Source organism: Sulfitobacter aquimarinus, from assembly GCF_040149565.1.
GTDB lineage: Bacteria > Pseudomonadota > Alphaproteobacteria > Rhodobacterales > Rhodobacteraceae > Sulfitobacter > Sulfitobacter aquimarinus.
In genome coordinates, this window is the sequence record NZ_JBEFLO010000004.1 from 225,476 (window position 1) to 238,557 (window position 13,082).

The following is a 13,082-nucleotide window of genomic DNA, read 5'->3' on the forward strand; positions in this document are numbered from 1 at the left end:
TCAATCCCCCGCTGCACGGCCTTTGAGGGCGATGATGCCCCTTGGCCGGAACTGAATGAAAATGATGATAAAGATAATCATATAGGTCTGCGCCGCCAGCGTGTTTGAGGGGTTCAGGAATTCGACGCTTTTCTGGAAGCCACCAATCATCGCAGCCCCTGCCAACGTGCCCCAGATGTTGCCGACACCGCCGACAACCACGGTCATGAAACTTTGCACGATGTAATCGCTGCCCATCTCCGAGGTCACTTTGGCAAACAGGCCAATCGCAACCCCCGCGATCCCCGCAATCCCCGAGCCAAGCCCGAAGGTCAGCATGTTCACGCGGTCGGGATCAATCCCCATGCTGGCGGCCATCTTGGGGTTCTGGGTCACGGCGCGAGTCTCCAGCCCCAAACGCGTGCGCTTCATGATGAACAAGAACAGCATCAGAAACAAAAGCGCGAGGATGAAGATCGCGATGCGGATATAGCTGATCGAGACCACATCATTCAGCACCCATGCCCCGTCCAGCCACGCAGGCGAGGTCAGCGGGCGGGCCTGCGTGCCAAAGATGTTCTTGGCCATTTGTTGCAGCGCGATCGAGACACCAAAGGTTGCCAACAGCGTCTCCAGCGGGCGGTGGTAGAGCCAGCGCACGACCAACCGCTCAAGTGCTACACCCGCCGCAAAGGTGACGATAAAGGCCAGCGGCACCGCAATGAGGATCGAGGCCGTGTGATTGGGCACAAACAGCTGCACCACATAGCCCGTATAGGCACCCATCATGATAAATTCGCCATGGGCCATGTTGATCACGCCCATCACGCCAAAGGTGATGGCAAGGCCGATCGCGGCCAGAAAATAGATCGACGCAAGCGACAGCGCATCAAGGCCCAGATCGGCCGCCTGACTGAACGCCACGCGGGTTTCTGACGCAGCAAGCGCGGCTTCGGCGGCTTGCGTGACTGCGGCAGAAGGCTCGCGGTAGACGTCAAAGAAACGGAAGGTCGCAAGGCTTGCCTCAATATCCGCCTGCGTGATCCGTGGGGCCGCAAGATCGCGTGTCACCAACCCGTCATAGGCCGCATCCCGCGTCGCTTCGGTCGAAAGTTGCGCCAAAGGCACCCCCGCCACGCGCCCGCCTGAGACATTGGCCTCAAGTGCGGCATCACGGGCATCGTCTGTAATCAGCGCGGGTGCATCACCCGATGCGACCAATGCGTCATAGGCTTGGGCCATGCTCAGATCGTCCTCACCGGGGGTGAGTTCGCGGGCGATATTCGCCTCCGGCGCGGTTTTGGATACCACCCGCGTGGTAGCAAGGATCGGGTTGAGGGTGGCGCGAAAATCAACGCCCAGATCGCCCGACATATCGGTGATTGCGGCAACGCGGACGGCCTCGTCACCGTCGAACGCCATGCTCATCAGCCGCTCCAGCCGGATCTTGCGGGCGCGCAGGGCGGCGTCCGCCTCCCCTTCGATCGAGGAACGCAACGGCGCCAGCAGCCCCGCCTCGGGGTCGCGGGCGATCGAGTTAAGCGCATCGGCGCGTTTGGCGGGGTCTGGGTCAGACAGTTGGAACTGCACCAAAGCGGTGGCGATCATCGCCCGCACGCCGCTGTTGGGTTTGAGCTGTTTCAGGTCGCTGGAGGCGGCGGTGCCGACCACGGCATCGCTGTCGAAATCACGCAGCGCATAGGCACCGTCAGCATCTTTTGTCGCGGAAAAGAACAGCCCGTCTGCCTTGCGCTGCCACATTTGTTTGCCCTGCCAAAGCTCCAGCACATTCTGCATCTGGGGCAATTTGCTGGCCACCAGCGCGTCAATGGCGGGGCCAATTGTGCGCCGCGAGCTTTTCTCGATCAACGCGCGCTGGCTTTGCAAAACGTCTTGAACAGGGGTTGCTTGGGCCGAGGCCAGGTGGCCAAGGGAGACAGCAAAGCACAGGGCCAGCAACAGGGTCTTCATAATTCAAATTCCGGATATTCTGGGGGGTGGAGGACACGCATACACGTGTCCTCGCAAGTGCTTAGTAGTTGGACAGCGTTTGTACGCAGGTCTTGGTCTCGGTGTTGTACATACCGCAGCCCAGCTCTTTCCAATCCGATACCAGTTTGGCGGATTCAGGCAGGAAATCGGTCCATGCATCGCCGGGCACTTCGGCCGTCTGGCTGATGATGTCGAACTGGCCGTCTGCCGTGATTTCACCGATCAGAACAGGTTTTGCCAAATGGTGGTTCGGCAACATCACAGCCGTACCGCCCGTCAGGTTCGGGAATTCCTGACCGTACATCGCGGTGCGCACAGCATCCACATCTGCGGTGCCTGCGGCTGTCACCGCGTTCACCCACATGTTAAAGCCGATATAGTGGGCCTCCATCGGGTCATTGGTCACGCGCTCTTCGCCCATGCGCTCTTTCCATGCGGCGATCCAGTCGGTGTTGGCGGGTGTCTCGGCAGACTGGAAGTAGTTCCACGCGGCAAGGTGCCCGACGAGGTTGCTTGTATCCAGCCCCGACAGCTCTTCTTCGCCAACCGAGAAGGCAACAACGGGGATGTCATCGGCAGAGATACCCGCCGCAGCCAGCTCTTTGTAAAAGCCGATGTTGGCATCGCCATTGATGGTCGAGATCACGCCAACCTTTTTGCCGTCAGCGCCCAGTGCAACAACGTCTGCGACAATTTTGGACCAGTCGGAATGGCCAAAGGGCGTATAGTTCACAAAGATATCGCCGGCCGCGATGCCTTTGTCCTGAAGGTAGGCTTCGAGAATGTTGTTCGTCGTGCGCGGATAGACATAATCGGTGCCCAGCAAGGCGAATTTCTCGACGCCCAGTTCTTCAAGGAAGTAATCCGTGGCAGGGATTGCCTGCTGGTTGGGCGCGGCCCCTGTGTAGAACACGTTTTTCGAGGATTCTTCGCCCTCGTACTGCACGGGGTAGAACATCAAACCGTTGAGTTCCTCCAGTACAGGCAGCGCGGATTTGCGCGACACGGACGTCCAAGAGCCAAAGATCACGTCAACGTCCTGCACAGTCAGCAGTTCACGCGCTTTTTCGGCAAACAGCGGCCAGTCGGATGCGGGATCCACAACAACCGCCTCAAGCTGGCACCCCAGCACGCCGCCTTTGGCGTTTTGCTGGTCCACCAGCGTCAGCATGGTGTCTTTCAACGTGGTCTCGGAAATGGCCATCGTCCCCGAGAGCGAGTGCAGCACCCCCACTTTGATGGGGCAGTCGGCGGCAAAGGCAGGCAAAGCCGTGGACAGCGTGAGTGCTGCGACAAGGGCGGATGTTCTTTTCATGTGATTTCTCCCTGCAGAGATCGCCCGCACATCTTGTCCTGACAAGGGATGCGCATTAGCTAACCTCTGCAACATATGTGTTGCAAACCGTGTGGCGGCTGGCCTGAGGTCCAATTCATCCAGTCGTCACACACCCCGTTTTCAGCGACACTCGATTCGAGGTCAGGGGATGGACCAGATCGTTGCTGCGTCGCGGTGCGATGGCCAATTCCTTGGGCAATTTATGCGTCTGATACCCCAAGTATGCCCGCAAATTAAGCAGCACCCAGACTCATCGCCATAAAATTAATCAAATTCGATATGATATGCGCATATTTTGCCCGCACCCCTGCCGCCCTGGCGCGCAGTATGATGAAAATTCCCCCAAGACATTGAAGAAGCGGGAGGCTTCGCATCACCCTATCTGTTCCCATAACCGTTCCGGCAACGCCCAGCCTACAGCCCCGTGCAATCGGCGCGGCGCATGTTTCGGTATTCGGCGATGCGCAGGGCAAAACGCGGCTGCGCGATTTGCGCCAGTCGGGGTCGCTCAAGCTGGTGTTTCCGCAGACCCACCGCGATGACGCAGAAGTTATATTGGTCAATACCGCAGGGGGCATTACGGGCGGCGACCAATACACGCTGGATATAGAGGTAGGGAACCGCGCCCGCCTGACGCTCACCACCCAAGCAGCCGAACGTGCGTACCGCGCACAGACAGGCGAAACCGGCAGCGTCACGACGCGTCTAACCGTACGCAATGGCGGCACGATGCAATGGCTCCCGCAAGAGCTGATCTTGTATGACCGCAGCGCCCTGCACCGCCGTCTGGACATATCGCTGGAACCGCAGGCGCGGTTGCTGATGGTTGAACCTGTGGTCTTTGGCCGTGCTGCAATGCCCGAAACACTGGATGACATCACCTTCCGCGACCGCATCAGGATAACCCGCAACGGTGCGCCACTCTACATTGACGGGATGGACCTGCACGGCAATGCCACCGCCCATCTGGCCCGCCGCGCTATCGCAAATGGCGCGGGTGCGATGGCCAGCGTCGTGATGGTCGCACCTGATGCCGAGAATTATCTGCCCGCCCTGCGTGCCCTCCTGCCTGCCACCGCTGGTGCAAGCATGCTGTGCGCCGATGTTCTGGTCATCCGTCATCTTGCCGCCGACAGTTACGCGCTGCGCCGCAGCCTTGTGCCCGCGCTAGAGCATCTTTCAAACAACACACTTCCGACGTCCTGGAGACTGTAGCCCATGCAACTGACCCCTCGTGAAAAAGACAAACTGCTGATCGCAATGGCCGCAGAGGTTGCCCGCAAGCGGCTGGCCCGTGGCGTCAAGTTGAACCACCCCGAGGCCATCGCGCTGATCACCGATGCGGTGGTTGAAGGTGCGCGCGACGGCCGCTCTGTCGCGGATATGATGCAGGCGGGCGGCACTGTCGTCACCCGCGATCAATGCATGGAAGGCATCGCCGAGATGATCCACGAAGTGCAGGTCGAGGCCACATTCCCCGACGGCACAAAACTGGTCACCGTCCACAACCCAATCCGCTAAGCCCCCCCCTTCAAAGGAGCCCCCACATGACCCATATCTTGCGCAGCCTGCCCCTGATCCTTGTCTCCAATGCCGCCCTCGCCCATGAAGCCCCGCATCTGCATCCCCACCTCGGCGATACGAACTGGCTGCCGCTGGCGGTGGGTTTGCTGGTTATCGCCTGTGCCGCCGCCCTTGCAGGAAGCCGCAAATGATCCCCGGTGAGGTATTTCCCGCCAGCGGTGATCTGACCCTGAACGCGGGCTGCGATGCAATCACGCTGATGGTCGCCAACACGGGCGACCGCCCCGTGCAAGTGGGCAGCCACTATCATTTTGCCGAAACAAATCCCGCGCTGGAGTTTGACCGCACCGCCGCACACGGCCTGCGGCTCGACATTGCCTCCGGCACCGCCGTGCGGTTCGAGCCGGGCCAGCGCCGCGAAGTGCAACTGATCCCCATCGGCGGCGCACGGCGCATTTTCGGCTTTAATAGCTACGTTATGGGAGACCTCTAAATGCCCGTCCAAATCCCCCGCCCCCAATATGCCGCCATGTATGGCCCCACCACGGGCGACCGTTTGCGCCTTGCGGATACCGATCTGGTGATCGAGGTCGAGCGCGATCTGACCACTTACGGCGAAGAAGTGAAATTCGGCGGCGGTAAGACGATCCGTGATGGCATGGGCCAGTCGCAAGTGACCCGCGCAGGCGGCGCAGTAGATACAGTCATCACCAACGCGCTGATCGTGGATCATGCTGGTATTTATAAGGCTGATGTCGCGCTCAAAGACGGGTTGATCCATGCGATTGGCAAGGCGGGCAACCCGGACACGCAATCAGGTGTCGACATTATCGTAGGCCCGGGCACCGAGGTGATCGCAGGCGAAGGCCGCATCCTGACCGCGGGCGGCATGGACAGCCACATCCACTTTATCTGCCCGCAGCAGATGGAGGATTCGCTCCATTCAGGCGTGACCACATGCTTTGGCGGTGGCACGGGCCCTGCGCATGGCACGCTAGCCACCACTTGCACGCCGGGGCCGTGGCACATCGGGCGGATGTTGCAATCGTTCGACGGAATTGCCATGAACATCGGCCTGTCGGGCAAAGGCAACGCCAGCCAGCCCGCCGCATTGGTCGAGATGGTCAAGGGCGGCGCATGTGCGCTGAAGCTGCACGAGGATTGGGGCACCACCCCTGCCGCGATTGATTGCTGTCTGTCGGTGGCCGACGACATGGATGTGCAGGTAATGATCCATACCGACACTTTGAACGAAAGCGGCTTTGTCGAACATACGGTCGGGGCCATGAAAGGCCGCACGATCCACGCCTTTCACACCGAAGGCGCAGGCGGCGGCCACGCGCCTGACATTATCAAGATTTGCGGCGACGCGAACGTCCTGCCCTCCTCGACCAACCCGACGCGGCCCTTCACGGTGAACACCCTCGAAGAGCATCTGGACATGCTGATGGTCTGTCACCACCTTGATAAATCCATTCCCGAAGATGTCGCCTTTGCCGAAAGCCGTATCCGCCGCGAAACCATCGCCGCCGAAGACATCCTGCACGACATGGGCGCTTTCTCGATCATCGCGTCAGACAGTCAGGCGATGGGCCGTGTGGGCGAGGTGCTGATCCGCACGTGGCAGACAGCCGACAAGATGAAAAAGCAACGCGGTCCCCTGCCCGAAGAAACAGGCGACAACGACAACATGCGCGTGCGCCGCTATATCGCGAAATACACCATCAACCCCGCCATTGCCCAAGGGGTCAGCCACGTTATCGGCGACATCAGTGTGGGCAAACGTGCCGATCTGGTGCTGTGGAACCCCGCCTTTTTCGGCGTGAAACCCGAGATGGTGTTGATGGCAGGCAGCATCGTTGTGGCGCAGATGGGCGATCCCAACGCCTCGATCCCGACGCCGCAGCCCGTCTATAGCCGCCCGATGTTCGGCGCTTTTGGCAGCGCCCTGCGCAACACCTCGGTCAGCTTTGTATCGGGGGCGGCCCATGCGGCGGGAATTGGTGAGACACTGGGTCTGGCCAAGCAAACGGTCGCGGTGAAAAACACCCGCAACATCGGCAAGTCGGACATGCTGCTGAACGATGCGCTGCCGCAGATTGACGTGCATCCCGAAACCTACGAGGTGCGTGCAGACGGCGTCTTGCTGACTTGCCAACCTGCCGATGTGCTGCCCATGGCGCAACGTTATTTCATGTTCTGAGAGGACGCTATGACAACTCTTCCCATCGCCCAGACCCTGCACCGCAAAGGCCATTGGACCGGCCCTGCCACCACCTGCGAGCTGGACTATACCGAGCGTTTCTTGCGCCGCAAACGCCTCACCATGACATCTGGCGCGGCCTTTGTCGTTGATCTGGCGCAGACTACCTCACTCGATGACGGTGACGCGCTGGAGCTTGATAACGGTGCGCTGGTCCAGATCACGGCGCGGGTTGAGGCCTTGTACAAGGTTTCGGGGCCGCATCTGGTGCGGCTGGCGTGGCACGTGGGCAACCGCCACACACCCTGCCAGATTAACGATGATCACCTGCTCATTCAGGCTGACCCTGTCATCGGCCATATGTTGGAGCATTTGGGCGCACAGGTTGAACCCGTGACCGCTGCCTTCACCCCCGAAGGCGGCGCATATGGCCACGGGCGCACCCATTCACATGAACATGTTGCAACGGCTCATGAGCATTAACCACGATATTATCACCCTTGCGCAATGGCTGTCGCCCTCCTTTCCCGTGGGCGGGTTTGCCTATTCGCACGGGCTGGAAACCGCGTTTCAGAATGGCACGGTCACCAGCGCGCAGACGTTGCAAGACTGGCTTGTGGATGTGCTGGCGCACGGCAGCGGGCGCAATGATTGCATATTGCTGCGTGCCGCTTTTGCCAGCACAACCCCCGCACAGTTGGACATAGTGAACCAGACAGCCCTCGCCGTCTCGGCCTCGCATGAGCGGATCAAGGAGACGCAGCTGCAAGGCGGGGCATTTGCCCAAACCACAGCGGCGATATGGGGCGCGGATGAGGTGGCTGGCACAGCCCCATCCGACTTGTGCTATCCCGTCGCCGTCGGAAATGCCGCCGCCCAGCAAGCGTTGGACGTAGATTTGACCGCCACCATGTATCTGCACGCCTTTGCCAGCAATCTGGTATCGGCAGCCGTCCGCGCCGTGCCACTGGGACAGACCGAAGGTCAACGGGTGCTTGCCGCCCTTACCGCCCACTGCGAACAGATCGCGGATAGCACCCGCACCGCCACGCTGGACGATCTCGCCAGCACGACCTTTCTGTCGGACATCGCAGCCATGCAACACGAAACGCTACAACCAAGGATATTCCGCTCATGACATCTCTTAACGGACCATTGCGCATTGGCATTGGCGGCCCTGTTGGCGCGGGCAAAACCACGTTGACGGCCTGCCTGTCGCGGGCTTTGCAGCGCGATTTCTCCATCGGTGTGATCACCAATGACATCTATACCCAAGAGGACGCGGAGGCGCTGATGCGGATGCAAATCCTGCCGCAGAACCGCATCATCGGCGTCGAGACAGGCGGCTGCCCGCATACTGCCATCCGCGAGGATGCCTCGATCAATCTGGCGGCAGTGGCGCAGATGCGTGCCCGCCACGCGGATCTGGACATTGTCCTGATCGAGAGCGGCGGCGACAACCTGTCCGCGACGTTCAGCCCCGAACTGGCGGATCTGACCCTCTATGTCATCGACGTGGCCGCAGGCGAGGATATCCCCCGCAAGGGCGGGCCTGCGCTGACCAAATCGGACATTCTGGTGATCAACAAGACGGACCTTGCGCCCCATGTCGGTGCTTCGCTCGAGCGGATGCAGATTGATTGCGAGAACATGCGCGGCGGGCGGCCTTATGTCTTCTGCGCGTTGCGCCAAAATGAAGGCGTGGAGGATGTGCTAAACCACATCCTCGAAATCGGCGGGCTCACGCCTCGGCTTTCTTTTCCCAGCGACCCGATTCCTCGGACCAATATTGCGCCTTGACCCCTGCCCCTGTCAGCGCCTTCCACTGGCCCCGTGCATGGGCCAGCGCGTCTTCGTCGTGGCCGTCAAACAAGATGCAGACCCGCTCCATCGTGGCAGCGTCATCGGGTGAGACTTCCGCATTGTGAACCGCCATTACGCATTGCGCATTGTTCGCGCTGGTCGCTTGCGTGCCCAGCAACACGGGCTGGGCGGCATCATGGGCGCCGCCCGCAATGCCGTGGGGCAAGAAGCTGTCGGGCGGGCCGTGCCACAGGGCTGTGTCCAGCGCCTCCAACCCTGCAGGATTGGTGCCGCGTACAGCGACCCGCCAGCCATTGGCCAGCGATTTATCCACCAACATGCGCAGCGTCTCGGCCAATGACCGCTGCGTCAGGTGATAGAACATCACGGCACCCATCTGCGTTTACTCCACCTCGTAAGTATCTGCGATCAAACGGTTAAGCGCCGCCACACCCCAGCCTGTCGCTCCCACAGGCGCCAGCGCCGTCTCGGACTTGACCGAGGCGACACCCGCGATATCCAAGTGGATCCACGGGCAGTCGTCTTTCACAAACCGCTGCAAGAACTGCGCCGCCGTGATCGAGCCTGCGGCAGGGCCACCGATATTCTTCATATCCGCGATGCGGCTTTTCAGCAGATCGTCATAGGCTTGGCCCAGCGGCATCCGCCATGCGCCTTCATCCTCGGCCTCGGCGGCCTTCAGGAAGTCATTGCAGAAGGAGGTGTTGTTGCTGAAAACACCTGCGTTTTCATGCCCCAGGCTGGTGATAATCGCACCCGTCAGCGTGGCCAGATCGACCATCGCGGCGGGTTTGTATTTTTCCTGCGCGTACCACATCACATCACACAGCACCAAACGCCCCTCGGCGTCGGTGTTGAGATTCTCGATCGTGTCACCCTTCATGGACACCACCACGTCACCGGGGCGCGAGGCATTGCCCGATGGCATGTTTTCAACAATACCGACCAGCCCTACAACATTGGCCTTGGCCCCGCGCAGCGCCAGCGTGCGCATCACGCCCGCCACCACGGCAGAGCCGCCCATGTCCATCGTCATATCGCCCATGCCCGCACCGGGTTTGAGCGAGATGCCGCCCGTATCAAACACAACTCCCTTACCGACCAGCGCCAGAGGGGCCGCATCCTTGGCACCGCCCTCCCAGCGCATAACAACCACATATGACGGGCTAACCGAGCCTTGGCCAACAGACAAAAGCGTGCGCATTCCTAACTTTGCGAGGGCATCTTCATCCAAAACCTCAACCTTGAGGCCAAGGCTTTCCATTTCCTTCAACCGCTCGGCGTAATTGGTGGTGGTCAGCACATTCGCAGGCTCGTTTGTGAGATCACGGCACATATGCGCACCCTCGGCCACGGCGAGCATCGGTGCCGCGCTCGCCTCAACCTCGGCCGACTTGCCGTGCATCACCTGCACAGCACCGCCGCGTGTGCTCTCGGCGGTTTTATGAACCTCAAAAGCATAGTCGCGCATGGCAAAGCCATAGATGACCTCCTCGGGTTTGCGCAACGGCGCGCAAAGCATCAGCATGTCGCCTTTCCCACCGCGTGTCTTCGCCAAAGCAGCCCCCGCCTTGCGCGCCGCCATGCCTTTGGCGCTACGCTCCAGCCGCACCACGTCTACCGCTTGCGCGGCCATTCCTGCGGGATAGGCAAGGCTGACCACATCGCCGTCTTTCTTTTTGGCCCAAGCCTCGGCCTCGATCACCCGCACAATCGCGCCTTTGGTCAGGCGATTTACCCGCCGCGCACCTGGGTCGAGCTTGCCTTCCGCGTCGATGAACACCGCAACGCGGCCCTCATGGGCGGCAACAGCCTCCAGATCAGTGTCGGCAAAGGAAATCGGGGTCAGAATGCTCATGTCATGCGCCTTTTTGCTATGTATTGCCCCAAGACCTAGCGCGGCGGCGCGCCCAAGACCAGATATGAGTTTAACGTGCCTGCGCTTTGGGCTATTCTGCCCCCAATCGCCGTCAGAGCAACCGGACAGGAGGAACACGAGTGGCCAAGTTCGACCGCTATATGCTGTCGCAGCTCTTGGTGCTGTTCGGCTTTTTCGCGCTGGTGCTGGTGGCGATTTTCTGGATCAACCGTGCTGTTGTGCTGTTTGACCGCCTGATCGGGGACGGGCAAACCGCCCTTGTTTTTCTGGAGTTTACGGCCCTTGGCCTGCCCAAGCTGGTTGAAACCGTTCTGCCCATCGCAACCTTCGCCGCCTCTGTCTATGTGACCAACCGCATGACCACTGACAGCGAGCTGACGGTTTTGCAGGCCACAGGATCGGGTCCGTGGCGGCTTGCGCGGCCTGTGGCTGTGTTCGGGGCCTTTGTCATGCTCGGCATGGTCACGCTAAGCAATGTGTTGGTGCCCATGGCGCAGGCGCAATTGAAAGAGCGTGAGCAAGAGATCGCGCAGAACGTGACTGCACGGCTGCTGACCGAAGGGACGTTCCTGCACCCGACAAAACAGGTCACCTTCTATACCCGTGAAATCGGCGCGGACGGGGTGCTGCGCGATGTTTTCCTCTCCGACAGACGCGGCGCGGACCAAGACACTATTTATACCGCCGCCGAAGCCTATCTGGTGCGCAGCGAAGACGCGACAACGCTGATCATGGTGGACGGGCTGGCGCAACGGCTGGAGCGCGAAGGCCTGCGCCTGACCACGGCCAAATTTGCGGATTTCTCTTTTGATATCTCAACCTTGCTGCGCTCTGACAGCGTTGCGACACTCAAGATCAGCAATATGACCACTTGGGCCATGCTGACAGATTGGGACAACATCGCCCCGCGCATCGACGCAACCAAAGGCCGGATCGCAGTCGAGCTTCACTCGCGTCTGGCGCAACCGCTGTTTTGCGTAATTGCGGCGTTGATCGGGTTCTCGACCTTGCTGATCGGCGGGTTTTCGCGCTTTGGCGTGTGGCGCGAGATTGTCATCGCTTTTGGTCTGCTGTTGCTGTTGGACGGGACCCGCGGCACGCTGTCGGCGCAGGTCAGCGCCAAGGCCGACTTGTGGCCGATCCTCTATCTGCCGTCCCTCATCGGCGCGGTGATCGCCACGTTGATGTTGCTGCACGCAGCCCATCCGTCGTGGCGCGCACGCCTGCGAAGACGCAGGAGCGCCGCATGATTCTGCACCTCTATTTCGCCCGCCGTTTCGCGATGAGCTTTCTTCTGATCACGGCCGTTTTGTTTGCCCTGATCGCTCTTGTCGGCCTGTTGGAGGAAGCGCGCAGCCCCTTTGCAGACAGCGTCACCTTCGGCGATCTGGTCAAGCTGACGCTGCTGGATGCGCCGCAAAAGGTGAACGTGATCTTGCCGCTGAATATGGTCTTGGCGACCGTTGTTCTGTTCCTTGGCATGGCGCGGTCCAGCGAGATGGTGATCACCCGCGCCTCTGGCCGCTCGGCGCTGAATACGCTGATCTCGCCTGTGGTGGTGGCGTTCATTATCGGCGCGATGGCCGTGGGCATGTTCAACCCTATCGTTGCCGCCACTTCCAAACGCTACCTCCAACTGACCGAGACCTTCTCGAGCGGCGGTGCATCGGCGCTGTCGATTTCCGAGGAAGGGCTGTGGCTGCGCCAAGGCACCGCCGAGGGACAGACGGTGATCCGTGCGTGGCGCTCTAACAACGACGGCTCGGTCCTGTATGATGTGACCTTCGTGTCCTATGCGGCAGACGGCGGCCCCGTGCGGCGGATCGAGGCGCAAAGCGCCGCCATTGGTCCCGCCGGATGGGAGCTGCGCAATGCCAAGTCATGGCCGCTAGTCACGGGTCTGAACTCCGAAGGCAATGCCGAGACCTTCGAGACGCTCACCCTGCCCTCGACCCTGACGCTGGACCGTATCCGCGACAGTTTCGGCAAGGCTGGCGCGATTTCGGTCTATGATCTGCCCGCCTTTATCCGACAGCTTGAATATTCGGGCTTCTCGCCGCGCCGCCACAAGGTCTGGCTGCAAAGCGAACTGGCGCGGCCCTTATTCCTTATTTCCATGGTTCTGGTTGCGAGCGCCTTCACCATGCGCCATACCAGATCGGGAGGGACGGGCGTTGCGGTCTTGTCCGCCATCTTGTTGGGGTTCGGTTTGTATTTTATCCGCAGTTTCGCCCAGATCCTCGGGGAAAACGGCCAGATCCCCGTGCTGTTGGCCGCTTGGGCGCCGCCCATTGCCGCGATCATGCTCGCGCTTGGCCTGCTGCTGCACCGCGAGGACGGCTGAG

General features: G+C 60.6%; 14 protein-coding genes. 10 read left to right on the plus strand and 4 right to left on the minus strand.

Features of this window, described 5'->3' with window-relative positions:
* Complete coding sequence (gene urtB / locus ABMC88_RS10480; protein WP_349576830.1) at window positions 1-1,950, minus strand: urea ABC transporter permease subunit UrtB; 1,950 nt, start codon at window positions 1,948-1,950, stop codon at window positions 1-3.
* Between the two features lie 61 nt (window positions 1,951-2,011).
* The gene (gene urtA / locus ABMC88_RS10485; RefSeq protein WP_349576831.1) at window positions 2,012-3,286 is read right to left on the minus strand and encodes an urea ABC transporter substrate-binding protein; all 1,275 of its coding nucleotides are present in this window, start codon (window positions 3,284-3,286) and stop codon (window positions 2,012-2,014) included.
* A 450-nt stretch (window positions 3,287-3,736) separates the two neighbouring features.
* Between urtA and ABMC88_RS10490 the strand changes: the two genes are divergently transcribed.
* From ABMC88_RS10490 to ureG, 8 genes are read left to right on the plus strand one after another with little or no spacing between them, the layout of a single operon-like run.
* Window positions 3,737-4,522 (plus strand): urease accessory protein UreD, encoded by a 786-nt coding sequence (locus ABMC88_RS10490; protein ID WP_500812340.1) that lies wholly within the window; start codon window positions 3,737-3,739, stop codon window positions 4,520-4,522.
* Between the two features lie 3 nt (window positions 4,523-4,525).
* Window positions 4,526-4,828 carry an urease subunit gamma gene (locus ABMC88_RS10495; RefSeq protein ID WP_349576833.1) on the plus strand — a complete coding sequence of 101 codons (303 nt, stop codon included), beginning with the start codon at window positions 4,526-4,528 and terminating at the stop codon, window positions 4,826-4,828.
* 26 nt (window positions 4,829-4,854) lie between these two features.
* A complete protein-coding gene (locus tag ABMC88_RS10500) occupies window positions 4,855-5,022 on the plus strand; it encodes a hypothetical protein (protein ID WP_349576834.1) in 168 nt (55 codons plus the stop codon).
* The gene (locus ABMC88_RS10505; RefSeq protein ID WP_349576835.1) at window positions 5,019-5,324 is read left to right on the plus strand and encodes an urease subunit beta; all 306 of its coding nucleotides are present in this window, start codon (window positions 5,019-5,021) and stop codon (window positions 5,322-5,324) included. Before ABMC88_RS10500 ends, ABMC88_RS10505 begins: the two co-directional genes overlap by 4 nt.
* Complete coding sequence (gene ureC / locus ABMC88_RS10510) at window positions 5,325-7,034, plus strand: urease subunit alpha (protein ID WP_349576836.1); 1,710 nt, start codon at window positions 5,325-5,327, stop codon at window positions 7,032-7,034.
* A 9-nt stretch (window positions 7,035-7,043) separates the two neighbouring features.
* Window positions 7,044-7,517 carry an urease accessory protein UreE gene (locus ABMC88_RS10515; protein WP_349576837.1) on the plus strand — a complete coding sequence of 158 codons (474 nt, stop codon included), beginning with the start codon at window positions 7,044-7,046 and terminating at the stop codon, window positions 7,515-7,517.
* Window positions 7,507-8,172 (plus strand): urease accessory protein UreF, encoded by a 666-nt coding sequence (locus ABMC88_RS10520; RefSeq protein ID WP_349576838.1) that lies wholly within the window; start codon window positions 7,507-7,509, stop codon window positions 8,170-8,172. The genes ABMC88_RS10515 and ABMC88_RS10520 overlap by 11 nt, the downstream gene beginning before the upstream one ends.
* The gene (gene ureG, locus ABMC88_RS10525; protein ID WP_349576839.1) at window positions 8,169-8,834 is read left to right on the plus strand and encodes an urease accessory protein UreG; all 666 of its coding nucleotides are present in this window, start codon (window positions 8,169-8,171) and stop codon (window positions 8,832-8,834) included. The genes ABMC88_RS10520 and ureG overlap by 4 nt, the downstream gene beginning before the upstream one ends.
* Here ureG and ABMC88_RS10530 read toward each other — a convergent pair.
* Window positions 8,776-9,234, minus strand: coding sequence for a DNA polymerase III subunit chi (locus ABMC88_RS10530; RefSeq protein WP_349576840.1), 459 nt, complete (start codon window positions 9,232-9,234; stop codon window positions 8,776-8,778). The genes ureG and ABMC88_RS10530 overlap by 59 nt on opposite strands.
* Before the next feature lie 6 nt (window positions 9,235-9,240).
* Window positions 9,241-10,716 (minus strand): leucyl aminopeptidase, encoded by a 1,476-nt coding sequence (locus ABMC88_RS10535; RefSeq protein ID WP_349576841.1) that lies wholly within the window; start codon window positions 10,714-10,716, stop codon window positions 9,241-9,243.
* 140 nt (window positions 10,717-10,856) lie between these two features.
* On the opposite strand from ABMC88_RS10535, the gene lptF reads away from it, so the two are divergent.
* Window positions 10,857-11,987 (plus strand): LPS export ABC transporter permease LptF, encoded by a 1,131-nt coding sequence (gene lptF / locus ABMC88_RS10540; protein WP_349576842.1) that lies wholly within the window; start codon window positions 10,857-10,859, stop codon window positions 11,985-11,987.
* Window positions 11,984-13,081, plus strand: coding sequence for an LPS export ABC transporter permease LptG (gene lptG, locus ABMC88_RS10545; RefSeq protein ID WP_349576843.1), 1,098 nt, complete (start codon window positions 11,984-11,986; stop codon window positions 13,079-13,081). The genes lptF and lptG overlap by 4 nt, the downstream gene beginning before the upstream one ends.
* Window position 13,082: the final 1 nt, after the last annotated feature.

Bases quoted from the DNA above. Each gene is read 5' to 3' on its own strand.
- urtB (WP_349576830.1), bottom strand. From the start codon at position 1,950: ATGAAGACCCTGTTGCTGGCCCTGTGCTTTGCTGTCTCCCTTGGCCAC.
- urtA (WP_349576831.1), bottom strand. From the start codon at position 3,286: ATGAAAAGAACATCCGCCCTTGTCGCAGCACTCACGCTGTCCACGGCT.
- ABMC88_RS10495 (WP_349576833.1), top strand. From the start codon at position 4,526: ATGCAACTGACCCCTCGTGAAAAAGACAAACTGCTGATCGCAATGGCC.
- ABMC88_RS10500 (WP_349576834.1), top strand. From the start codon at position 4,855: ATGACCCATATCTTGCGCAGCCTGCCCCTGATCCTTGTCTCCAATGCC.
- ABMC88_RS10505 (WP_349576835.1), top strand. From the start codon at position 5,019: ATGATCCCCGGTGAGGTATTTCCCGCCAGCGGTGATCTGACCCTGAAC.
- ureC (WP_349576836.1), top strand. From the start codon at position 5,325: ATGCCCGTCCAAATCCCCCGCCCCCAATATGCCGCCATGTATGGCCCC.
- ABMC88_RS10515 (WP_349576837.1), top strand. From the start codon at position 7,044: ATGACAACTCTTCCCATCGCCCAGACCCTGCACCGCAAAGGCCATTGG.
- ABMC88_RS10520 (WP_349576838.1), top strand. From the start codon at position 7,507: ATGAGCATTAACCACGATATTATCACCCTTGCGCAATGGCTGTCGCCC.
- ureG (WP_349576839.1), top strand. From the start codon at position 8,169: ATGACATCTCTTAACGGACCATTGCGCATTGGCATTGGCGGCCCTGTT.
- ABMC88_RS10530 (WP_349576840.1), bottom strand. From the start codon at position 9,234: ATGGGTGCCGTGATGTTCTATCACCTGACGCAGCGGTCATTGGCCGAG.
- ABMC88_RS10535 (WP_349576841.1), bottom strand. From the start codon at position 10,716: ATGAGCATTCTGACCCCGATTTCCTTTGCCGACACTGATCTGGAGGCT.
- lptG (WP_349576843.1), top strand. From the start codon at position 11,984: ATGATTCTGCACCTCTATTTCGCCCGCCGTTTCGCGATGAGCTTTCTT.